23 protein-coding genes are annotated in these 21800 nt (G+C 60.2%); 13 read left to right on the top strand and 10 right to left on the bottom strand.

Annotated features, from left to right (window positions below; genetic code table 11):
* The first annotated feature begins 11 nt into the window (after positions 1-11).
* The 6 genes from ACOYXJ_RS06320 to ureC all read left to right on the top strand — a co-directional run bounded on the left by ACOYXJ_RS06320 (position 12) and on the right by ureC (position 4607).
* Positions 12-851, top strand: coding sequence for an urease accessory protein UreD (locus tag ACOYXJ_RS06320; protein WP_460368514.1), 840 nt, complete (start codon positions 12-14; stop codon positions 849-851).
* Positions 852-1077: 226 nt separating this feature from the next.
* The gene (ureA, locus tag ACOYXJ_RS06325; protein WP_007915951.1) at positions 1078-1380 is read left to right on the top strand and encodes an urease subunit gamma; all 303 of its coding nucleotides are present in this window, start codon (positions 1078-1080) and stop codon (positions 1378-1380) included.
* A gap of 9 nt (positions 1381-1389) precedes the next feature.
* Positions 1390-1923 (top strand): GNAT family N-acetyltransferase, encoded by a 534-nt coding sequence (locus ACOYXJ_RS06330; RefSeq protein WP_435034555.1) that lies wholly within the window; start codon positions 1390-1392, stop codon positions 1921-1923.
* Positions 1924-1928: 5 nt separating this feature from the next.
* Positions 1929-2462, top strand: a complete 534-nt coding sequence (locus ACOYXJ_RS06335) for a GNAT family N-acetyltransferase (RefSeq protein WP_110719598.1) — start codon at positions 1929-1931, stop codon at positions 2460-2462.
* On the top strand, positions 2462-2767 hold the full coding sequence (locus tag ACOYXJ_RS06340; protein WP_150795252.1) for an urease subunit beta: 306 nt from the start codon (positions 2462-2464) through the stop codon (positions 2765-2767). Before ACOYXJ_RS06335 ends, ACOYXJ_RS06340 begins: the two co-directional genes overlap by 1 nt.
* Positions 2768-2906: 139 nt before the next feature.
* Entirely contained in the window at positions 2907-4607 is a 1701-nt protein-coding gene (gene ureC, locus ACOYXJ_RS06345) for an urease subunit alpha (protein WP_150795251.1), read from the top strand.
* A gap of 83 nt (positions 4608-4690) precedes the next feature.
* On the opposite strand, the gene ACOYXJ_RS06350 is transcribed toward ureC, so the two are convergent.
* Complete coding sequence (locus ACOYXJ_RS06350; RefSeq protein ID WP_460368518.1) at positions 4691-6112, bottom strand: hypothetical protein; 1422 nt, start codon at positions 6110-6112, stop codon at positions 4691-4693.
* Positions 6113-6437: 325 nt separating this feature from the next.
* Between ACOYXJ_RS06350 and ACOYXJ_RS06355 the strand changes: the two genes are divergently transcribed.
* Positions 6438-7565 (top strand): sensor histidine kinase, encoded by a 1128-nt coding sequence (locus ACOYXJ_RS06355; RefSeq protein ID WP_460368520.1) that lies wholly within the window; start codon positions 6438-6440, stop codon positions 7563-7565.
* 112 nt (positions 7566-7677) lie between these two features.
* Here ACOYXJ_RS06355 and ACOYXJ_RS06360 read toward each other — a convergent pair whose 3' ends face one another.
* Complete coding sequence (locus tag ACOYXJ_RS06360; RefSeq protein WP_102899419.1) at positions 7678-7983, bottom strand: chaperone modulator CbpM; 306 nt, start codon at positions 7981-7983, stop codon at positions 7678-7680.
* 23 nt (positions 7984-8006) lie between these two features.
* Positions 8007-8957 carry a DnaJ C-terminal domain-containing protein gene (locus tag ACOYXJ_RS06365; protein ID WP_116031808.1) on the bottom strand — a complete coding sequence of 317 codons (951 nt, stop codon included), beginning with the start codon at positions 8955-8957 and terminating at the stop codon, positions 8007-8009.
* Between the two features lie 292 nt (positions 8958-9249).
* Between ACOYXJ_RS06365 and ACOYXJ_RS06370 the strand changes: the two genes are divergently transcribed.
* On the top strand, positions 9250-10524 hold the full coding sequence (locus ACOYXJ_RS06370) for an Hsp70 family protein (RefSeq protein WP_460368523.1): 1275 nt from the start codon (positions 9250-9252) through the stop codon (positions 10522-10524).
* A 135-nt stretch (positions 10525-10659) separates the two neighbouring features.
* Here ACOYXJ_RS06370 and ACOYXJ_RS06375 read toward each other — a convergent pair whose 3' ends face one another.
* The 3 genes from ACOYXJ_RS06375 to ACOYXJ_RS06385 all read right to left on the bottom strand — a co-directional run bounded on the left by ACOYXJ_RS06375 (position 10660) and on the right by ACOYXJ_RS06385 (position 13167).
* Positions 10660-11673, bottom strand: a complete 1014-nt coding sequence (locus ACOYXJ_RS06375; protein WP_064388695.1) for an AI-2E family transporter — start codon at positions 11671-11673, stop codon at positions 10660-10662.
* A 330-nt stretch (positions 11674-12003) separates the two neighbouring features.
* Positions 12004-12309: a PsiF family protein gene (locus ACOYXJ_RS06380; RefSeq protein WP_038360460.1), complete on the bottom strand. Its 306-nt coding sequence runs from the start codon at positions 12307-12309 to the stop codon at positions 12004-12006.
* Positions 12310-12372: 63 nt separating this feature from the next.
* Positions 12373-13167 (bottom strand): AraC family transcriptional regulator, encoded by a 795-nt coding sequence (locus ACOYXJ_RS06385; protein ID WP_460368526.1) that lies wholly within the window; start codon positions 13165-13167, stop codon positions 12373-12375.
* Positions 13168-13263: 96 nt separating this feature from the next.
* On the opposite strand from ACOYXJ_RS06385, the gene ACOYXJ_RS06390 reads away from it, so the two are divergent.
* Complete coding sequence (locus tag ACOYXJ_RS06390) at positions 13264-14151, top strand: DMT family transporter (RefSeq protein ID WP_460368528.1); 888 nt, start codon at positions 13264-13266, stop codon at positions 14149-14151.
* Between the two features lie 114 nt (positions 14152-14265).
* On the opposite strand, the gene ACOYXJ_RS06395 is transcribed toward ACOYXJ_RS06390, so the two are convergent.
* From ACOYXJ_RS06395 to ACOYXJ_RS06405, 3 genes are all read right to left on the bottom strand, one after another.
* Positions 14266-15144: an alpha/beta fold hydrolase gene (locus tag ACOYXJ_RS06395; protein WP_460368530.1), complete on the bottom strand. Its 879-nt coding sequence runs from the start codon at positions 15142-15144 to the stop codon at positions 14266-14268.
* A 91-nt stretch (positions 15145-15235) separates the two neighbouring features.
* Positions 15236-15541, bottom strand: coding sequence for a DMT family transporter (locus tag ACOYXJ_RS06400; protein ID WP_460368533.1), 306 nt, complete (start codon positions 15539-15541; stop codon positions 15236-15238).
* Positions 15542-16180: an FMN-dependent NADH-azoreductase gene (locus ACOYXJ_RS06405; RefSeq protein ID WP_460368535.1), complete on the bottom strand. Its 639-nt coding sequence runs from the start codon at positions 16178-16180 to the stop codon at positions 15542-15544. It lies immediately after the preceding gene.
* A gap of 120 nt (positions 16181-16300) precedes the next feature.
* Here ACOYXJ_RS06405 and ACOYXJ_RS06410 point away from each other — a divergent pair, with 120 nt between their 5' ends.
* Positions 16301-17218, top strand: coding sequence for a LysR substrate-binding domain-containing protein (locus ACOYXJ_RS06410; RefSeq protein ID WP_460368537.1), 918 nt, complete (start codon positions 16301-16303; stop codon positions 17216-17218).
* 90 nt (positions 17219-17308) lie between these two features.
* On the top strand, positions 17309-17842 hold the full coding sequence (locus tag ACOYXJ_RS06415; RefSeq protein ID WP_460368539.1) for a ferritin-like domain-containing protein: 534 nt from the start codon (positions 17309-17311) through the stop codon (positions 17840-17842).
* Positions 17843-18074: 232 nt separating this feature from the next.
* Here ACOYXJ_RS06415 and ACOYXJ_RS06420 read toward each other — a convergent pair whose 3' ends face one another.
* On the bottom strand, positions 18075-20150 hold the full coding sequence (locus ACOYXJ_RS06420) for an AsmA family protein (RefSeq protein WP_460368541.1): 2076 nt from the start codon (positions 20148-20150) through the stop codon (positions 18075-18077).
* A 385-nt stretch (positions 20151-20535) separates the two neighbouring features.
* On the opposite strand from ACOYXJ_RS06420, the gene ACOYXJ_RS06425 reads away from it, so the two are divergent.
* Both ACOYXJ_RS06425 and ACOYXJ_RS06430 read left to right on the top strand, forming a co-directional pair.
* Positions 20536-20958 carry a hypothetical protein gene (locus tag ACOYXJ_RS06425; RefSeq protein ID WP_016985394.1) on the top strand — a complete coding sequence of 141 codons (423 nt, stop codon included), beginning with the start codon at positions 20536-20538 and terminating at the stop codon, positions 20956-20958.
* A 172-nt stretch (positions 20959-21130) separates the two neighbouring features.
* Positions 21131-21763 carry a TetR family transcriptional regulator gene (locus tag ACOYXJ_RS06430; protein WP_077570695.1) on the top strand — a complete coding sequence of 211 codons (633 nt, stop codon included), beginning with the start codon at positions 21131-21133 and terminating at the stop codon, positions 21761-21763.
* Positions 21764-21800 lie beyond the last annotated feature (37 nt).

Genomic DNA, 21800 nt, shown 5'->3' on the forward strand with positions numbered 1-21800 from the left:
AATTACAAACCATGAATTCGACTGTTGCACCTGCCCTGTTTACCCCGAGCTGGCACGCCGAGCTGGAACTCGCCTACGCCCGTTTCGGCGACTGCACGCGTCCGGTTTTGCGCCGCCATCTCGGCCCGCTGCGGGTGCAAAAGCACCTGTACGCCGAAGGCCCTGAAGTCTGTCAGCACATCATCGTCCACCCGCCAGGCGGGATTGCCGGCGGTGATCGGCTGGACATCAGCGCGCGCGTCGAACCAGACGCCTGGGCGCAGATCACCAGCCCCGGCGCGGCCAAGTGGTATCGCGCGGGTGGGGCGGCTTATCAGCAGCTCGACTTGAAAGTGGCGGCCGGGGCGACGCTGGAATGGCTGCCGCAGGAGACCATCGTCTACAGCGCCGCTCAGGCCGAACTGACCACCTCGATTGACCTGGAGGGCGACGCCCGGCTGTTCTACTGGGACGTGGTGGCGCTGGGTCGTCCGGCCAGTGGCGAGCGTTTCGACCTCGGGCATTTTCAAGCGCATCTGGATATTCGTCGCGACGGTCGATTGCTCTGGCATGAGCGTCAGCGCATTGTCGGTGGCGATGGCTTGCTTGATTCGCCGATCGGGCTGGATGGCAATCCGGTGTTTGCGACGTTGTTGGTTACCGGGGAAATCGAAGCCGAGCTGCTGGAGCGCTGCCGCTCGCTGAATCACCAAGTACGCGGGGATCTGACCCAGTTACCGGGTTTGCTGGTCGCCCGATGCCTGGCCAGTGAAGCGCTGTTGGCTCGTGGCTGGCTCATCGATTTATGGCGATTGCTAAGACCCGCCCTGCTAGGACGAGAAGCCCGACCACCACGAATCTGGAGTACTTGAAGGCCCACCCTCACCCCCCGCCCTCTCCCGGAGGGAGAGGGAGCCTGACCGAACTCAATGAACGAAATTTTGCTATCTCAACGAATTTTGCTGACTGACACGGCCCTGACAATCAACCGCGATCAGTCCCCTCTCCCTCCGGGAGAGGGCTAGGGTGAGGGGTGGTTCCAACTGGCACCGCGCTCACCGCAACAACCTCACAAATCTGCCCTGACGGAACCCCACAATGGACCTGACCCCACGCGAAAAAGACAAGCTGCTGATCTTCACCGCCGGCCTCGTCGCCGAGCGGCGTCTGGCCCGCGGCGTGAAACTCAATTACCCGGAAGCCATGGCCTACATCTCCGCCGCGCTGCTCGAAGGCGCGCGTGACGGCCAGACCGTGGCCGAGCTGATGCACTTCGGCACCACCCTGCTCAGCCGCGAGCAAGTGATGGAAGGCATCCCGGAAATGATCCCGGAGATTCAGGTCGAAGCGACGTTCCCCGACGGCACCAAACTGGTCACTGTCCACCAACCGATCGTCTGAGGCCGCGCCATGACTTACACCATTCGCGATGCCGTCCACGCCGACCTGCCGGCGATCCGCGACATCTACAACGATGCAGTACTCAACACCACGGCGATCTGGAATGAACAAGCCGTCGACCTCGGCAACCGTCAGGCGTGGTTCAGCGCCCGTCAGGCCCAGGCCTATCCGATTCTGGTGATCGTCGACGGCGACAACAGCGTGCTCGGCTACGCTTCGTTCGGTGACTGGCGGCCGTTCGACGGTTTTCGTCACACCGTCGAGCACTCGGTCTACGTGCGCAGCGACCAGCGCGGCAACGGCCTCGGCCCGCAACTGATGACTGTGCTGATCGAACGGGCGAAGACTTGCGGCAAACACATCATGGTTGCCGCCATCGAAAGCGGTAATGCCGCCTCGATTCGTCTGCACGAGCGCGCTGGTTTCAGCGTTACCGGGCAGATGCCGCAAGTCGGTACCAAGTTCGGTCGCTGGCTCGACCTGACCTTCATGCAACTGACCCTCAACCCTGGCGCGGAGCCGCCTGACGCCAACAAGGAGTGACACCGATGAACGCCGCCCAACTGCGCCGCGTCAATGCTGAAAGTTTTGCGCATTACCGTCAGGGTCTGATCGATCTGCTGCTCGATGCCGTGGGTTACGGCGCCAGTGTCGGCTTCATGGCCGACCTCGATGCGGCGCAGGCGCGCGCCTATTTCGATGAGGTGCAGGACAACGTCAACAAGGGCAGCGTGCTGCTCTGGGTGGTGGTCAAGGACGAACAGGTGCTGGCCAGTGTGCAGTTGGGTTTGTGCCAGAAGGCCAACGGCCTCAACCGCGCCGAGGTGCAGAAACTGCTGGTGCGCGAACACGCACGGCGGCGCGGCCTCGGCCAGCAATTGATGAGTGCGCTGGAACTCGAAGCGCCCAAGCACAAGCGCGGCATGCTTTACCTCGACACCGAGGCTGGCTCCCCTGCCGAAGATTTCTACAAGGCCCTGGGCTACACCCGCGCGGGTCAGATTCCTGATTACGCCTGCGACCCGACCGGCACTTATCGGCCGACCGCCCTCTATTACAAGATTCTGCAAGGAGCCCAGTGATGATTCCTGGCGAATACCAGATCCAGCCCGGCGACATCGAACTCAACGTCGGCCGCCGCACCGTCAGCCTGAAGGTCGCCAACAGCGGCGACCGGCCGATTCAGGTCGGCTCGCACTATCACTTTTTTGAAACCAACGACGCGCTGACCTTTGATCGTGCGGCGAGCCGTGGCATGCGCCTGAATATCCCGGCGGGCACCGCGGTGCGCTTTGAACCGGGGCAGAGCCGCGAGGTTGAGTTGGTGGATTACGCCGGAAAGCGGCGGGTGTTCGGGTTTGCCGGGCGGATCATGGGTGACCTCTAAGTAACACGGTGTCCGCTCTGGCCCCTTCGCGAGCAGGCTCGCTCCCACATGAGACCGCGATCAAATGTGGGAGCGAGCCTGCTCGCGAAAGCGAGTATTGCGAGCGATTTCAAAACCAATTGAATCTCAAGGCGAACGAATGAAGATTTCCCGTCAAGCCTACGCCGACATGTTCGGCCCCACCGTCGGCGACAAGGTGCGCCTGGCCGACACCGAGCTGTGGATCGAAGTCGAACAAGACTTCACCACCTACGGCGAAGAAGTGAAGTTCGGTGGCGGCAAAGTCATCCGCGACGGCCAGGGCCAAAGCCAATTGCTGGCGGCCGAAGTCGTCGACACGTTGATCACCAACGCGCTGATCATCGACCACTGGGGCATCGTCAAAGCCGACGTCGGCCTCAAGGACGGGCGCATCGCCGCGATCGGCAAAGCCGGCAACCCCGACGTGCAGCCCGACGTCACCATCGCCATCGGCGCCGGCACCGAAGTGATCGCCGGCGAAGGCATGATCCTTACCGCCGGCGGCATCGACACCCACATCCACTTCATCTGCCCACAGCAGATTGAAGAGGCGCTGATGAGCGGCGTCACCACCATGATCGGCGGCGGCACCGGCCCGGCCACGGGCACCAACGCCACCACTTGCACCTCCGGCCCGTGGCACCTGGCGCGGATGCTCCAGGCGGCTGATGCCTTCCCGATGAACATCGGCCTAACCGGCAAAGGCAACGCCAGCCTGCCGGAGCCGTTGATCGAGCAGGTCAAGGCCGGCGCCATCGGTCTCAAGTTGCACGAGGACTGGGGCACCACGCCGGCGAGCATCGACAACTGCCTGAGCGTCGCCGATCAGTTCGACGTGCAGGTGGCGATCCACACCGACACCCTCAACGAATCCGGTTTCGTCGAAACCACCCTCGGCGCGTTCAAGGGACGCACCATTCACACCTATCACACCGAAGGTGCCGGCGGTGGTCACGCGCCGGACATCATCAAGGCTTGCGGTTTCCCTAACGTATTGCCGAGCTCGACCAACCCGACCCGGCCGTTCACCCGTAACACCATCGACGAACACCTCGACATGCTGATGGTCTGCCACCACCTCGACCCGAGCATTGCCGAAGACGTCGCGTTCGCCGAGAGCCGTATCCGCCGCGAAACGATTGCCGCCGAAGACATTCTGCATGACCTCGGCGCGTTCTCGATGATCAGCTCCGACAGCCAGGCCATGGGCCGCGTCGGCGAAGTCATCACGCGCACCTGGCAGACCGCCGACAAGATGAAAAAACAGCGCGGCCCGCTGCCGCAGGACGGCGAAGGCAACGACAACTTCCGCGCCAAACGCTACATCGCCAAATACACGATCAATCCGGCGATCACCCATGGCATCAGCCATGAAGTCGGCTCGATCGAAGTCGGCAAGTGGGCGGATCTGGTCCTGTGGCGCCCGGCTTTCTTTGGCGTGAAACCGACGCTGATTCTCAAGGGCGGCGCGATTGCCGCGAGCCTGATGGGCGACGCCAACGCCTCGATCCCAACGCCGCAACCGGTACATTACCGGCCGATGTTCGCCAGTTACGGCGGCTCGCTGCACGCCACCAGTCTGACCTTCATCAGTCAGGCTGCGCAGGAGGCAGGTTTACCGGAAGCGTTGGGGTTGAAGAAGAAAATCGCCGTGGTCAAAGGTTGCCGTGACGTGCAGAAAACCGACCTGATCCACAACGACTATCTGCCGGACATCGATGTTGATCCACAGACGTATCAGGTCAAGGCTGATGGCGTGCTGTTGTGGTGTGAGCCGGCGGAAACGTTGCCGATGGCGCAGCGGTATTTCCTGTTTTAACGGTCACATTCACGAATACGGGTGCAACGCCCGTATTCGTGACCGACGTACCCTGAGACCACCGTCGAATGGCCAGATCGGCATTATGGAAACAGCATTCTCATATGCTCGTCGGTGTAGTTGTAATTCCATCGCAGTTCGGTGCCTGCCGGAATGTCCTCAACCGCGAACGCCACATTGAGCAGATAGGGTTTGAGGTCCTTGATATCGTGTCCCGGTAATTGCGCATCGACGTTAAAGTCGATCAGTTTGACGTTGTAGCCATCAAGAGCCTGTTTTACAGGCTTGCCCGTGGCGTCATAGATAAAGTGAGTGTTCATTCTGGAGATTATGTTGTCCCCGACGATGGCGATTGCCCCCGGTCCCAGTTGCCCTGACCGCAAGCCCACCTCCATGCCGATGATCATCGTGTAAATCTGCTCGGTTGGGTGCAGGAACCTTGCCGAGCGGATCGTCCCTCCATACACACCCACGACTTCGCCCTTGGCGATCCGCCTGTTCGCCACCACCATCGACTGACCGATCAAGGCGCGTTCACCGGGTACTTTCACATCCGCTTCAGTGAACTGGCGCAGTTGCAGTTTTTCTTCATAAAGCCTGGCGACCGCTTCGTAACCCTCGAATTTTATATAGGGCTTTATCTGCTCGGAAGTGTAGTGCTCCGCAGGTTTGAGTGGCGATTCGGGTTCCAGCGTCACCCTGCTCTCGAGAAAACGAATACGCACAGGTCTGCCAAGGCTGTCCCTCATCGGGTACTTGCCATTGTTGGCGCGGTTATAGGAACCCAGTTGGTTATTCAGCGATGTGTAGCGGACCTCCTGCCTCATGACGGCGAGTTCCTGCGCGGTATAGGGTTCGAACGGCATGGATTCGGACGCCATTTCGAACACGTCATCCACCGCTTGTGACCTGTCCGGCAATGACTCCATGGCCAGCTCGAACTCATCGTCGGACGAGTCCGTCTCGCGCGAACTCTTTCGACGGGTGGAGCGCAGGACGGGCAACCCGGACTCATCCAGCAGATGCCAGAGATGCTTGTCCGGATCCCACACGAGTGCGGGGCCCGTGGGCTCGCGTTCGCTCAGCAGTTTGGCCCGCCATTGGCCTGTTTGAGGATCCTCCCCGACATGCACTGCGCCTTCAGGCACCTCGGCGTAACGACGCCCCTTGAATGTGCGCAGCCCCTGACTGTCGGCAGGCGGTAAATGCCTGATCGACACGCTGCTCAGATAATGCGTGAGCGGCCGTTGTTCCGGCAGGGCAGGCATGCTCAGGGACGATGAGAGTTCGTGCACCGAAACAGCGGGCGCAGGCGACGATGCCTGCGTGTCGATGTGCAGCGCTGCCCTGCCCGGCGCACCGGGTGATCGCGGCAGCGAGGCAGAGAATCCGAAGTCGACTCGTGGCGGGGCTTCGGGGGACGGTGTTTGCCCATCGGACGCGAGGGTCGGACGAGGATTCGCATTAGCGCCGACGGAGCCTTTGGAAGGCGGTTTCAATGGCATGTTCTTCATCCTTGAAGGGTTATAGGCTCTTTGGCCCCTGTTATGACTTTGAAATTGGATACCGGTAACTTTTTACCGGCATCTGACAGGTACAGTTCCTTTTGTCCCTATCAGGTCCACGCAGACTATTCACTTGAAGCGGAAAGTTAAAACTCAAAATACTGTTGATAACGATGCGCCAGACCGCCTCAAACATGGGTTTCAAAAGCAGGAAAACCGATAGAACAACGCCTCCACCCAGCCTTGCAAACACCTCACTCAACGGTAGTATTTACTGGCGAACAAAGGCGCTAATATCCCGAAACAATCCAGAAAGGAACCGGCCATGCGCCTACCCCTATTCATCAGGCAAAACGTGGACCGTATCGTCGATGAATGGGAGGAGTTCGCCAGCACCATCACCCCCGCCGCTGAACACCTGGACAGCAAGGCTTTGCGCGATCACGCCAGCGCGATCCTCCTGGCCGCTGCCCGCGATATGGAAAAGCCGCAGACGGTAAAAGAGCAGGCGGCCAAAGCCAAGGGTGAAGGCCTGGACAAAACTCCGAGCCTGGACGAGGCCGGCGCCAGCCACGGTGAGTTGCGTCACACTGTCGGTTTCGATCTGGTGCAGATGACCAGCGAGTTCCGTCACTTGCGCGCCTGCGTGATCCGCCGCTGGGTCGAGAGTCTGGAGTCACCGGACTCGGCGTACTTCCAGGACATGATCCGCTTCAACGAAGCTATCGACGAAGCCCTGGCCGAATCGACCGCCGCCTACGCCGAGCAGGTCAACCATTCACGCGACATTTTCCTGGCCATCCTTGGCCATGACCTGCGCGCGCCGCTGCAAGCGGTGAGCATGTCCACCGAATTGCTGCTGCGCAAAACCCGTCTTGAAGGCGATGCCTTGTCCTGTGCCCTCAATATCAAGCGTGGTGCGCGTCACATGGCAGCCATGGTCAGCGATTTGCTAGAACTGGTTCGCAGTCGGCTGGGCAAGAGCTTGCCGATCGAGCCGGTGCCGATGGACTTGGCCGACGCGGTGCGGGCGGCGATTGCCGAGGCCTGCGCGGGCAATCCGGAGTGCGATCCAACGCTCAATGTCAGCGGCGACACGCGCGGCACCTGGGATGGCGGGCGACTCGATCAGCTGCTGCAAAACCTGATCGGCAATGCGTTGCAACATGGCTCGAACAAGCGCGACGTGACGCTCACCCTCATTGGCGACGGCGATACCGTGCACCTGACCGTACATAACGACGGCACACCGATTCCCGAAGAGGTCATCGGCACGATCTTCGACCCACTGGTGCGCAGTGCCAATGAAAAACTGGGTCAACCCTCGACCAGCCTGGGTCTGGGATTGTTTATCGTCAGGGAAGTGGTCATCGCCCACGGCGGGACAATCGAAGTCAGCTCGAACGAGACTGACGGCACGCTGTTCAGCGTGGTGTTGCCCAGAAAACCTTGAGGTCGCAAGACCGCTTTATCGTTCCTCGCGAGCAGGCTCGCTCCCACAGAAGACCGCGATCAACTGTGGGAGCGAGCCTGCTCGCGAAGAGGCTGGACCAGACCAGCGAAAACTACTCGACTACCAACCGCCCCAAGCGCTGGCGCAACATACGGTTCTCGGCCCGCAATTCACGCACTTCTTCCAGCAGATCCAGCGCCAGGGCGACGCCTTCCCACTCCAGCTCCAGATCACGACGCAACTTCACCGCCCGTTTGGCCAGGGCCAATTCGTAATCGGTGAAGCGCCATTCCCGGGGCTGCGCGCCCTGAGGTTCGAGGATGCCGTGTTCGACGATTTCGATCACGTAGACGTCCGACAAATCGGCCGCCTCACAGAATTCTGCCAGGTCCAGTTGAACGATCAGGGGGCTGCTCATGAGGGGCTACTCCGTCGTCGAATTCAGAAGTTCTCTCGCGGATTGAACGCGGCTTTCTTGGCCAGTTCCTGCCACAGCGCCTTGACCTCGTCGTCAGCGGCTTTCGGCATCACGGCTTTGAGTTGCACGAACAGATAACCGCGCTCGCCGGCCTTGTTTTTCAGGCCATGACCTTTGGCGCGCATGCGCTGGCCATTCTGGCTGCCGGCCGGGACCTTGAGGTTGATCTTGCCGGTCAGGGTCGGCACCGCCACCTCGGCGCCCAGCGCCAGTTCCCACGGCGCCAGCGGCAAGGTGATGATCAGGTTTTCGCCTTCGACATCGAATTTCGGGTGCGGCGCAAAACGAATGGTCAGGTACAGATCGCCATTCGCCCCGCCACCGACGCCCGGTGCGCCCTGGCCTTTGAGGCGGATGCGCTCGCCGTCGGTCACGCCCGCCGGGATCTTCACGTTCAGGCTTTTGCTGGTGTTGCTGACGTGCTGGCCGTTGGCGTTGTATTGCGGCACCTGGAAGGTGACTTTCTTCGATTCGTTCGCCAGCGTCTCCTCAAGGAAGATCGGCAGTTCCATTTCCACGTCTTGCCCCCGGCGCCCTGCACTGCGTTGCTGCCGACCTTCACCGCCACCGAAACCGGGGCCGCGATTGCCGAAGATCGAACTGAAGAAGTCCGAGAAGTCACCGGTGTCGCCACCGCCACCGCCAAAGCCGCCTCGGCTCTGCCAGCCCGGTGGCCCCTGGAACGGCTGACCATGTTGACCATAACGGCGCAGCTCGTCGTACTCGGCGCGTTTGTCGGCGCTCTTCAGCGCTTCATAGGCTTCCGAGGCGTCTTTGAACTTGGCCTCGGCGTCCTTTTCCTTGCTGACATCGGGGTGGTATTTGCGCGCCAGCTTGCGATAGGCAGCCTTGATTGCCTTGTCGTCTGCTGTCGGCTCCACGCCGAGTATCTTGTAATAGTCTTTGAAGTCCATTGAAGGAATCACCATCCGTTATCGATTTCGCGCCGATGCCAGCATGCGCCGATTCGCGCGTGCCGGGTTGACCGATCTCAAAGTTGTGACCGGGTGGCGCAGCAGAAGTTTATCGGCAGTGGACGGCGGTTCTTGCGACCGCCGGTGGTTCTGCCGGCCCATGCCAGCAAGTTTGGGGCAAAGTCCGCGCTTTCAACCCAGTCTAGTCGCGAAATAGCTGATGACCGGCCTTCGAATCTGGCGCGCACTGACATACACTGCGCGGCCGTTTTTTTGACCGGAACCGAAAGACATGAAAGACGCCTCTCCAGCCCGTGCCTGCGGCATCGACTTCGGCACGTCCAACTCCACCGTCGGCTGGCTGCGCCCCGGCATGGACACGATGATCGCGCTGGAAGACGACAAGATCACCCTGCCGTCGGTGGTCTTCTTCAACATCGAGGAACGCCGCCCGGTGTACGGTCGTCTGGCCCTGCACGAGTACCTGGAAGGCTACGAAGGCCGGCTGATGCGCTCGCTGAAAAGCCTGCTCGGTTCCAAGCTGATCAAGCACGACACCAGCGTGCTCGGCACGGCAATGCCGTTCAAGGACTTGCTCGGCCTGTTCATCGGCCAGTTGAAGAGCCGTGCGGAAACCGCCGCCGGTCGGGAATTCGAACAAGTGGTGCTCGGGCGTCCGGTGTTCTTCGTCGATGACGATCCGCTGGCTGACCAGGAAGCCGAAGACACCTTGGTCGACGTAGCCAAGAAGATCGGTTTCAAGGAAGTCTCCTTCCAGTACGAACCGATTGCGGCAGCGTTCGACTACGAGTCGACCATCGAGAAAGAAGAACTGGTACTGATCGTCGACATCGGCGGTGGTACCTCCGACTTCTCGCTGGTGCGGCTGTCGCCGGAGCGTCGCGGTTTCGATAACCGTCACGATGACATCCTCGCCACCGGCGGCGTGCACATCGGCGGGACCGACTTCGACAAACAGTTGAGCCTGCAAGGCCTGATGCCGCTGTTCGGCTACGGCAGCCGGATGAAGAGCGGCGCCTACATGCCGACCAGCCACCACATGAACCTGGCGACCTGGCACACCATCAACTCGGTGTACTCGCAGAAATCCAGCCTGGCGCTGGGCAGCATGCGCTACGACATCGAAGACACCGGTGGCATCGATCGCCTGTTCAAGCTGATCGAACAGCGCGCCGGGCACTGGCTGGCGATGGAAGTCGAAGAAACCAAGATTCAGCTGACCCATACCGACAGCCGCCATGTGCCGCTGGACCGGATCGAAGCCGGTTTGAGTGTTGAGCTGACCCGAGCGCTGTTTGAATCGGCGATTGATGCGCTGCTTGAGCGGGTGCGCGGCAGTGTTACGCAGCTGTTGAACGATGCCGGTGTGGCGGTGGATCAGGTCGACACGGTGTTCTTCACCGGCGGTTCGAGCGGGATTCCGGCGCTGCGCAACAGCGTGTCGGCGATGCTGCCGAATGCGCGGCATGTCGAAGGGAATATCTTTGGCAGCATTGGTAGCGGTTTGGCGATTGAAGCGATGAAACGCTATGGCGCCATGAACTGATCTGAAATCGGCGTCGCGCCTTTCGCGAGCAGGCTCGCTCCCACACTGGATTGCATTTCAACTGAAGGAATGCGCTCAAAATGTGGGAGCGAGCCTGCTCGCGAAGGGGTCCGTTCAGTCGCTACAAAGCTTGGATCAAACCATCCCGCCCAGCTTCAACTCACTCTTCAGATACGCATAATAAATCGGCCCCGCCACCACCCCCGGCAAGCCGAATGCGGCCTCGAACACCAGCATCGCCAGCAGCAACTCCCACGACTTGGCACTGATCTGCCCGCCGACAATCCGCGCGTTGAGGAAGTACTCGAGCTTGTGGATAAAGATCAGATAACCCAGCGCGGCAATCGCCACCCAGATCGACAGTGACAGGCCGACGATGGTGATCAGCGTGTTCGACATCAGATTGCCGATCACCGGCAGCAGGCCGAGCAGGAAGGTCAGCACGATCAGAGTCTTGGTCAGCGGCAGTTTGATGCCGAACATCGGCAGGATCACCGCGAGGAAGATCCCGGTGAAGAAGGTGTTGAGCAGGGAAATCTTGATCTGCGCGAACACGATGTTGCGGAACGCCTGCACCAGCAGGTGCAAACGGTCGAACAGCGCGGCGGCCAGCGGTTTGCGTTTGGTGACGTCGGGGATGCGCTGCAAGGCGATGATCGCGCCGAGCACCATGCCGATCAGCAGCGTGACGAACATGTGTGCAGCGTCTTTGCCGACCAGTTGCAGGTCCGACAGGTGCTTGCTCATCCACTCGCCAATCGCCACGCGAAACTCGGCAGCACTGGCCGGTAGATAGGCGTCGATGAACGGTGGCAATTGCCCGCGCGCGCGGTCGACCACGCCCATGAATTTATCCAGGGAAGCGCCGGGGTTTTCTGCTTCGTGCAGGAGAAAACTGATCGCGCCGGCGAAGATCAGCGCCAGAACGCTGACGACCAACGTCCCCAGCAACGCCACCGCCAGCCATCGCGCGCGGCGGCCTTCGATCAGCCGTTGCAGTTGCGGAGTGAGCATGTTGACCAGTTCATACACCAGCAAACCGGCCAACAGACTGGGCAACAAGCGCAGCGGCAGCACCAGCAGCAAACCGCCGAAAATAATGATGCAACTGACCCAGAACACTACATGACGCTCAGAAAACGTTGGCATACAGCCTCAAAACGAACGGCGTAAAAGGATTGGCAGTCTGCCAGCGTTCCGGGGTGAGCACTAGAAATATGCGGTGCTTCAGCTTTTGGTGCCCGGCTTGAGATCCAGCCCTCACCCTAGCCCTCTCCCAAAGGGAGAGGGAACCGATTGGGGGATGCTCTGGATAGCCAGTGACCTGAGACAGCGACATGGAATCCATAATCGACCGGTTTTTTCAGGTCGACGAGTTTCTCGAGACACCGCGGTCTGTCCCCTCTCCCTCTGGGAGAGGGTTAGGGTGAGGGCAAATCTCAAGCGAACGCCTCGACCCAGTCACCCCACAGAACCAGGTTATTTTTTCTTCAGGCAATCACTCATGAACGTCTTGCGCGCATCACCGGTCAGGGCTTTGGTGGCGGCATCGGCGTTGCAGGTTTTCATTTTCTGCTGCTGCGGAGTCAGGGCCTTGGCATCGTTGGCCGCTGGCGTTGCCTTGAGGCAGGTGCTCATAAAGGTTTTGCGCTCATCGCCTTTCAGACTCTTGGCGGTCGCATCGGCATTGCAGGTGGTCATTTTGTTCTGTTGCGCCGTGGCGGCGAAACCCTGGGAACACAGGAGCAAACCAATCATCAACAACGGCACACGCAACATCTTCATGGAGTTTTCTCCTTGGCGCCGCACCGAGGGGGGCGGCCTCTGCTGGAGTGTAGCCAAATCTTGTTACACCTTCCTGCCTTCGAGATGGCTACGGCGATACTGCTCCGGCGTACACCCGGCCTGCCGCGCGAACATGGCGATAAATGCCGAGCCGCTGCTGTAACCGAGATCGAAAGCGATTTCCTGCACACTGCGGTTTGTTTCCAGCGCCTCGATCGCGGCGAGATAACGCAGACGCTGGCGCCACTCGCCAAAACTCATTCCCAGCTCCCGAACGAATTGCCGCGCCAGCGTGCGTTCGCTGACATGCACTTGCAGCGCCCAATGCGCCAGCGGCTGATTGTTGCCCGGCTCGGCCTGCAAGGTTTCGAGGATCGCCAACAACCCCGGGCTACTGGCGTAAGGCAGATAACACTCGTGCACCGGTGCCTGTTGCAATTGATCAACCAGCACCTGCGCCAGGCGCTGATCGGCATCGAACTCGGGAATCTTCACGTCGCGGGCGGCGAAGTCCTTGAGAATCGCCTTGAGGATGTCGCTGATTGCCAGGGTACAGGCGCGCTTCGGCAGTTCGGCGCAGACCTTGGGATCGAGACACACCGCACGATAGTTGACCGGTTGATGGCTGTAGAAACTGTGCTCGACCTGCGGCGGCACCCACACCGCGTATTGCGGCGGCGACATGAAGCGGCTGCCGTCGACGTCCATGTGCAGCACGCCGTGCGCCGCGTATTCCAGCGTGCCCCACGGATGGCGGTGCGGCGCGGCGTATTCATGGGCGTTGAAGTCGGCGTAGCGGAAGTACACCGCCGAAGGCAATTCGCTGAAATCCAGCAGATCGATATGTTTGCTGTTCATGCTGTCCGGTTCCAGAGGCAGGTTGTCCGGTTCGCAGTATAGGCTTGCATCCAGACAAGGGATAATCGCCCCTCATCAACGTAATGGTTTCAACTCATGCAATACGCGTTTCCGCTGCTGGCGATTTTTATCTGGGCCGGCAATACCGTGATCAACAAACTCGCGGTCGGGGCAATTTTTCCCGCCGAGATCGGGTTCTACCGCTGGCTGCTCGCCGGCTTGCTGTTCACCCCATTCATGCTCAAAGCGGTGATCGCGCACTGGCCGCAGATCCGTCCGAACCTGGGCAGGATTTTCATCCTCGGCGTGTTGGGCATGGCGGTGTATCAAAGCCTCGCCTATTTCGCTGCGACTCTGACCACGGCGACCAACATGGGCATCATCCTGTCGCTGATGCCGTTGATGTCGTTGGCCATGGCGATCATCAGCCTCGGGCAGCGCCTGACTGCCGGCGCGCTGGTCGGCGCTGTGTTGTCGTTTGCCGGCGTGCTGGTGGTGGTGTCGTCCGGCAGCCTCGGCGCGTTGCTGCAGCACGGCGTGAACATGGGCGATGCGATGATGTTGATCGCCACCCTGGCCTATGCGATCTACAGCACCCTGCTGAAAAAATGGCAACTGCGCCTGCCGCCGCTGGTGTTGCTGTATTTGCAGGTGCTGGTGGCGATTGTCGTGTTGTTTCCGTTGTATGCCGCTTCGCCGAAGACCGGGCTGACTCTGCAGAACATTCCGCTGGTGCTGTATGCGTGTCTGCTGGCGTCGATGCTCGCGCCGCTGGCGTGGATGCAGGCTGTGCAGCGTCTGGGGCCGAGCCGCACAACGTTGTTTTTCAATCTGCTACCGTTGATTACCGCGCTGATTGCAGCGGTGGTGTTGAAGGAACAGTTGGCGATGTATCACTTGGTTGGTGGATTGTTGACCTTGGGTGGGGTGATTCTTTCCGAGCGTTGGACGACCGTGTTGGGCCGCAAATTAAGCGCTGCCTGATAGGGCCTCTTCGCGAGCAGGCTCGCTCCCACAGGTGACCGCATTCCTTCTGTTGGAATGCATTCCAATGTGGGAGCGAGCCTGCTCGCGAAGAACGCTAACGCGGTCTCAGGGCTAAACCCCGGCAGCCTTCAGCCGCGCTGCATGCTCGACAAACAACCGCACCGGATCCGCGCCCTTACCCACCAGCCCCAGCGACTGGTTAACAATGTCGAAGTGATCCAATGGATAGTCATCGCCAATCACCGTGCCCAGATGCGAGCTGTACCGTCCGACCATCCCGTCGCACTGCCCCGGCTCACGCACGAAGGTTTTCGCAAACAAGCGGCAACTGCGATTGGTCCCATCGAACAGATTGCCGCCACGATCGGTCTTGCCCGGCTGCAACGTCCCCGACCACGAGTAATAACGTACGCCATTGACCTCTTCCGGCCCGTGCCCGCCCCAGGTTTCAGGCAAGCCCTGTGGATAACGCTGATTGAACAGCGCCACGCCCTCAGTGGTCAGTGATTGGTGCGAGGCGTGAATATCCACCGGCAGTTTCGGCCCGTGGTAACCGGTTTCCAGCAGCGCCATCAGCCAGCCGACAAAACGCAGCAACGCTTCCAGCAGGCGGCCCTTGGCGCTGTCCGCCGGGTAGTGTTTCTGCAGATAGTCAGCCAGCTCCGAGCCATGATTCGGCCCGGCCACCGATGTCACCGACGCCACCAGATCCGGCCGTTTCGCCGCCGCATAGCGCGCCGTCAGCGAGCCCTGACTGTGGCCGAACAGGTTGACCTTTTGCGCCCCGGTCTCGCGCAAGATCTCATCAATCTGTGCCAGCAATTGCTCACCGCGCACCTCTGTCGAGTTGAGCGGCGACACCTGCACCGCGATCACCGTCGCACCACTGCGGCGCAATGCTTTGATGATGCCGTACCAGTACGGATAGAGCACCAGCCGGATAAACCCGAGCATGCCGGGGACCAGCACCAATGGATAACGCGTCGACATGGGCAAACATCCTTGTGGTCGGTGAGTGGATGCAAGGCGTGCAAAACGCCCGCCAAGCATCCTTCCTGATGATGACAACTCAACGACCAGCCTACTTCAGGCCTGCCACCCCCGCCACAATCAGCCCGACTGACAGCACTTTGACCAGCGTCAGGCTCTCGCCGAGCAGGGCAAAACCGAGGAACACCGTGCCCAGTGAGCCAATCGCCGTCCAGACCGGATAGGCGATGCTCACCGGCAACTCGCGCATCGCCAGGGTCAGAAAATAAATCCCGGCAATCGCTGCGAACACGGTGATCAGCGAGGGCCAGAGCCGAGTGAAACCTTCGGCGTACTTCATGCCCATGGCGAAGGTCACTTCAAACCCGGCGGCGATCAGCAGGAACAGCCAGGCCACCTAAAACACCCGGGCGAGGTCGAGCAAACGCTGCTCGGCCTCGGCCACCGACACCGCAAAGGTGCGTTCGGCGGACTCTTCGCCCTCGGCCGCGACCACCGTGACGTCGTTGATGCCGATGAAACCCAGCGCCGTGCGCAACCATGGATCGGCGTGGTTCAACGCTTCCAGCTCACCACCCGGACTAAAACCGAAACCGCCGCGACTGGTGACGATCAGCGCCTTCTTGCCCTGCAATAGCGGCGTGTACTGGGCAACACCATTGTCCAGCGTGTGATCGAAGGTCAGGCCCAGGCGCACGATCTGATCAACCCAGGCCTTGAGGCCGCTGGGCACGCTGAAGTTGTACATCGGCGTGGAAATCAGCAGCAAGTCGTGGTCGAACAACTCGCCGACCAGTTGATCGCTCAGGGCCAGATCGGCCTGCATCGACAGTGGGCGTGCTTCAGCCTGTGGATAAAACGCTGCAGCGACAAAGGCTTCGTTAACCGCCGGAATCAGCGCCCGCCCGACCTCGCGGCGAGTCACTTGCGCCTGCGGATGACGCACCTGCCAGGCACTGAGAAAATGTTCCGCCAAGCGCCGCGAGTGGGAACGGTCACCACGGGGGCTGGCATGGATCGCAAGAATTTTGCTCATCTGAAACTCCTTGAGGCTAGACTTTGATTGCTGTGTCGCTGCAGATTGCAGGCGTCACGCCCAGGCCTCAAATGAGCAAAAATCAGTCGGGATGAATTCATTTCATCCTTGGAGTTTTAAATGTTCGCCTCGCTACCGCTGACCGCCCTGCGCGCCTTTGAATCGGCATCACGATTGCTGAGCTTCAAGGCTGCCGCCGAAGAGCTGTCAGTCACGCCTACGGCAATATCGCACCAGATCCGTTCGCTGGAAGACTGGCTCGGCGTCGCGTTGTTCGAGCGCCTGCCACGCCAAGTGCGCCTGACCGAAGGCGGCGAGCGCCTGTTTCGCAGCCTGCACGGTGCCTTACTGGAGGTGGCGCAAAGCGTCGACACCCTGCGCCCGCAGCGCAACGCCAGCACGCTGACGCTATCGACCACCGCCGCCTTCGCGGCGCTGTGGCTGGTGCCGCGCCTCGGGCGTTTTTATGCGCAGCATCCGAATATCAACGTGCGCCTCGATACCCACTGCGAAGTCATCGATCTGCATCAGGACGCCAGTGTCGATCTGGTTTTGCGTTATAGCCTCGACGATTACCCGAACCTCTATGGCCTGTGCCTGTTCGATGAGTCGTTCGGCGTGTACGGCTCGCCCGAGCAAGTGGCACTGGCCGCGCGGCGCACGCCAACGTTGATCAGCGTGCGCTGGCACAACTCGAAACTGTATGCCCATGGCTGGGAGGCATGGTGTGCGAAGGCCAGCGAGAACTGGTTGAACCAGCAACCGGCAGTCCGCGAATACGATGAGGAGCACTACGCCCTGCAAGCAGCAATCGCCGGACAAGGGCTGGTGCTGGCGAGCAATATTCTGGTGTCGGAGAGCGTCACCAGCGGTTTGTTGCTGCCGTACAAGGGTGAGGTTCAAGTCGATGGCGCCGGGTACAGCGCGTTATGCGTGCCGGGGCGCGAGCGGCATCCGCCGGTGCGGGCGTTTTTTGCCTGGTTGCGCGAGGAAGCGCAGCGTTCGGGACTGGCGCCAAGGTTGCCGCAAATCGGGTAAAACTTTTTGCAACGCTCATGACTCACAGCTTAGGTAGCGACCGCGTCCGCAGAACGTGGCGCCCATCGGATTAGCCTCCAGGAGATCGAAATGAGCGACGACCTGCATCTGTCAGATGTTCAAACCTTGCGCGACCGTGCGCGCCAACACGTCGAGAACGGCGCCGTCACCGAGGGCTACAGCGCCGACCGTGAAGAGGTGCTGCGCTTGCTCAATGAATCGCTGGCCACCGAACTGGTCTGCGTATTGCGTTACAAGCGCCACTACTTCATGGCCAATGGTGTTAAAGCCCATGTGGCCGCCGAAGAGTTTCTCGAACACGCCACCCAGGAAGCCCAGCACGCCGACCGTCTGGCCGAGCGCATCGTGCAATTGGGCGGCGAGCCTGAGTTCAACCCCGACATGCTGTCGAAAATGTCCCACGCGCAATATGTGGCCGGCAACACCCTCAAAGAGATGGTCTACGAAGACCTCGTTGCCGAGCGCATCGCCATCGACAGCTACCGCGAAATCATCCAGTACATCGGCGATAAAGACCCGACTACGCGGCGTATCTTCGAAGATATCCTGGCGCAGGAAGAAGAACATGCCGATGACATGGCTGACATCCTGAACGACCTGTAATCCCTGACGACGGATCGTTCCCACGCTCCGCGTGGGAATGCAGCCCGGCACGCTCCGCGTGCCTTTTTATTGCCGAACGCGGAGCGTCCGTTGAGGCATTCCCACGCAGAGCGTGGGAACGATCAGCAACGACCTCTAAACCCTATCGCGAGCAGGCTCACTCCTACATTTGGAATGCGTTCCCATGTAGGAGTGAGCCTGCTCGCGATGGCATCTTTACAAGCGCTGAAGATTACTTGGTCGGTTTCACGGTAACAGGCGCCTTGCCCGCCTTCATCTGGTCCAGCAACGGCGCACACTGATTCGGCTCACCGCCACTCGGCGCCACCAGCGCCAACAGCCCCGCCGCCGGCGCGGCAATCACACCCAACGCAACCATCCCCGCCCCACGCAACATCAGCGGCACGGCCTTCACGCCCGCATCCGGCTTGATGAACTTGCCCCGCACATACAGCGGCGAACGCAGGGAAATCAAACGCCAGCCCTTGGATTCCGGCGTCACGGTCAGGTCAAGCTGCTCAGTGGCCATGTTCGCCGTGCCGTCGATATAGATGATCGCGTTCTCGGTATCAAAGACAAACAACTGCGTGGTGGCCAGACCGCTCTTGATGTCGAAGTCCGCCGCTGCGCAGTTGATCTTCACTTCCTTGTCGCCAAAGATCTTGCCGACCACATAGTTACCGACGTTGAGCCCGGCCAGCTCCATCAGCTCACGGCTGATCGCGCCATCGTTGATCAGCATCTTCAATTTGCCGTTGGCACCGCCCAGCAGCTTGGCCACCGAGTTGCCGCGCCCGCTGATGTCGGCGTCGCCGTTGAGCTCACCGAAGCTGGTTTTCATCGGTTCGAAGGTAGGGAACAGTTCCTTGAGCTTGAACCTGCGAGCGGTCAGTTTGGCGCGCCCCTCAAGCGGCTCGGTGCGGCCGTTGAGGCGAATCTGTGCATCAAGATTGCCACCAGCGACGCCGAAGCGCAGCGGCTCCAGGCTGAGTTCACCATCGTTGAGCTTCAGGTGGGTATAGAGGTCGTTGAACGGCAGCTTCTCACTGTGGACGATGCGCTTGCCAGTGAACTCGACGTCGGCATCCATCGCGCGCCAGCGATCAGTCTTGAACTCTTCCACCGGCAGCACTTTGTCCGCCGGCTGTTTGCTCTCGCCACCGCGGGCCTTTTGCTTGTCATTGGAATCGGCGCCGATCAGGGGTGCGAGGTCAGCGAACAGCAGTTGATTGGAGAGCAGCGCGCCGCTGAGTTTAGGCCGAGGCTGGCTGGCGACGTAGGTCAGGTCGCCATGGATGTCACTGCTGCCGATCTTGCCGTTGAACTGCTCATAGGTGAATTTCGCCCCGGCCTCATCATGCAACTTGGCGATCAAATGGCCGTCGGTGGCATACGGCGGCGTGTCCGGCAGGGTCACGCCGGTCAGTGGATAAAGATTGCCGAGGCTGGCACCGGCCAGTTTCAGACGCAGATCGAGGGCGCCGAGGTTGAGCGGATCGGTCAGCGTGCCGGCGAGTTCGATGCTGGTGTCGCCGATCTTCGCCTGCGCCTGCAGCGGGAATGGCTTGCTCGCGTCCTGCAAGGCGAGCAGACCGCCGATCTTGCCTTGGCCGCTGAGTTTCTGGCCGTGGTATTGACCTTTGACCTTCAAGGCAAACGCATAATCCTGCGGTGAGCCGCCCTTGTCCTGGGCGGTTTTCGCGGCTTTGTCGCCGACGATGTCGCTGTACGGGATCGGCTTGCCCAACGGATCGATCAGCACATCAAGATTGGTCTTGAGCGTTTGATCGTCGAGGGTGACATGGCCCTTGTCGAACCCGATGGCGCCGATGTCCACCACCCAGTTCGACGGTTCGGCATTCGGGTCTTTCGGGTCGAACTTGAATGTCCAGTTGGCGCGGCCATCGGCCAGACGCTGCAACTCGGCGTTCGGTTCGGTCAGGTCAATACGCGGAATCACCACCCGTTGCGCCAACAGCGCCAATGGCGAGATACGCAGCTCAACGCGCTTGAGCGTGACCATTTGCGGTTTTTTCGACCAGTCCGGGTTGCCCAGGCTCAAATCCTCAGCGACCACGTGCGGCCACGGCACCCACGCACGCCAGCCACCCTCGTCCGGCTCGCGCTGCCAGATCACCGCGAGTTTGCCATTGATGGCAAACGGTCGGTGCAGTTCTTCCGAGACTTTGGCGTTGAGCGGCGGTTTGATCCGGTTCCAGTCGAAGAACACGATGATCAATACCAGCACAGCCAGTAGCAGCACGAGGATGGCGAAGGTCCAGCTGAAGATTTTTCCAGTGCGCGTCATGCACAAAGCTCCTGATCACGACCGCACGCAAAGAATGCGGCGCACGGCTGAAACGGCGGGCCAAAGTGGCCCTCATGAAATCTACGACTGGCAAACCAGCCGCAGGTTTAATCGAAAGGCCAATTACCGCGCAAAAAGCCGCGCGAAATCTGACCGATCAGTCGAACGGTGTTACCACGACCCGCACTTTTGCGAGGCGCGGGTGAGTCGAAAATACCCACCTCGGTGCAAAACCGTCGCCCGCAAAGGCCCGATCTAGAGCCTCCCGGCAGAACAATCAATTCTGTTGATTATTACCATTGCGTTTATGAACTTTTATATCGACTTATCGAGAGTAGCATTGCCCTCGTACCCACTTTATCGCCCTCCCAAGGAGCAACCCATCATGAAACGCCAATTACTGCTTAGTCTTACCCTATCGATGCTGGCCAGCACTGCGTTCGCCCTGCCGGCTGCCGATCAAGCTACTCCGCAAGTCAAAGACAGCCACTCGGTGTTCAGCCAAACCCTCGCCGAAGATGGCTATGACAAAACTCCACAAGGTCAGACCCTGGCTGAAGATGGCTACGACAAAACCCCACAGGGTCAGTCGGTAGCTGAAAACGGTCGCAATCGTCTGGAAGAAAAAGGTCTGGTCGAAGACGGCTACGACAAAACCCCACAAGGCCAGGCTGTCGCTGAAAACGGCCGTAATCGCCTGGAAGAAAAAGGTCTGGTTGAAGACGGCTACGACAAAACCCCACAAGGCCAGGCTGTTGCCGAAGGTGGTGGTGACCGTGTTATCGAACGCAATAGCGCTGTGAGCTGAGCCCATGGCGGCCCTGAAAAAAAGCCCGATCCCCCGATTGGGCTTTTGACTTTATGCACCATCGCTACAAATGAGATGCCAATTCCCCGCTGCCTCCCCCGCTGCCGTTCGACGCCGATAAAGCCGATTTGCTAGAGTGCGGCGCTTGTCTTGCCGAAGAAACTACCTTGCGATGCTGCCCCGCGCCGAACAGAAACAACAGACCCGCAACGCCCTGATGGACGCTGCCCGCCACCTGATGGAAAGCGGCCGAGGATTCGGCAGCCTGAGCCTGCGCGAAGTGACCAAAACCGCCGGGATCGTGCCCACTGGTTTCTACCGGCATTTTGCCGATATGGACGAGTTAGGCCTGGTGCTGGTCAGCGAAGTCGGCCAGACCTTCCGCGAAACCATTCGCCTGGTGCGCCACAACGAATTCGTCATGGGCGGCATTATTGATGCCTCGGTGCGGATCTTTCTCGACGTGGTCAGCGCCAATCGCTCGCAATTCCTGTTTCTGGCGCGTGAGCAGTACGGCGGTTCACTGCCGGTGCGTCAGGCGATCGGGCGGTTGCGCGAGAACATCAGCTCCGACCTCGCTGCCGACCTGACGATGATGCCCAAGCTTCAGCATCTGGACGCCGAGGGCCTGAGCGTGATGGCTGACCTGATCGTCAAATCGGTGTTTGCCACCCTGCCCGACATCATCGACCCGCCCGCTGAAGCCCTGCCGGAGCATCTGACGCCACAGGCGAAGATCACCCAGCAACTGCGTTTTATCTTTATCGGGCTCAAGCACTGGCAAGGGCTGGGCAGTACCGAGTAACTCCCCTCTATCACTGACACACCATATCCCCCCTGTG

Source organism: Pseudomonas sp. Tul2A7, from assembly GCF_054790505.1.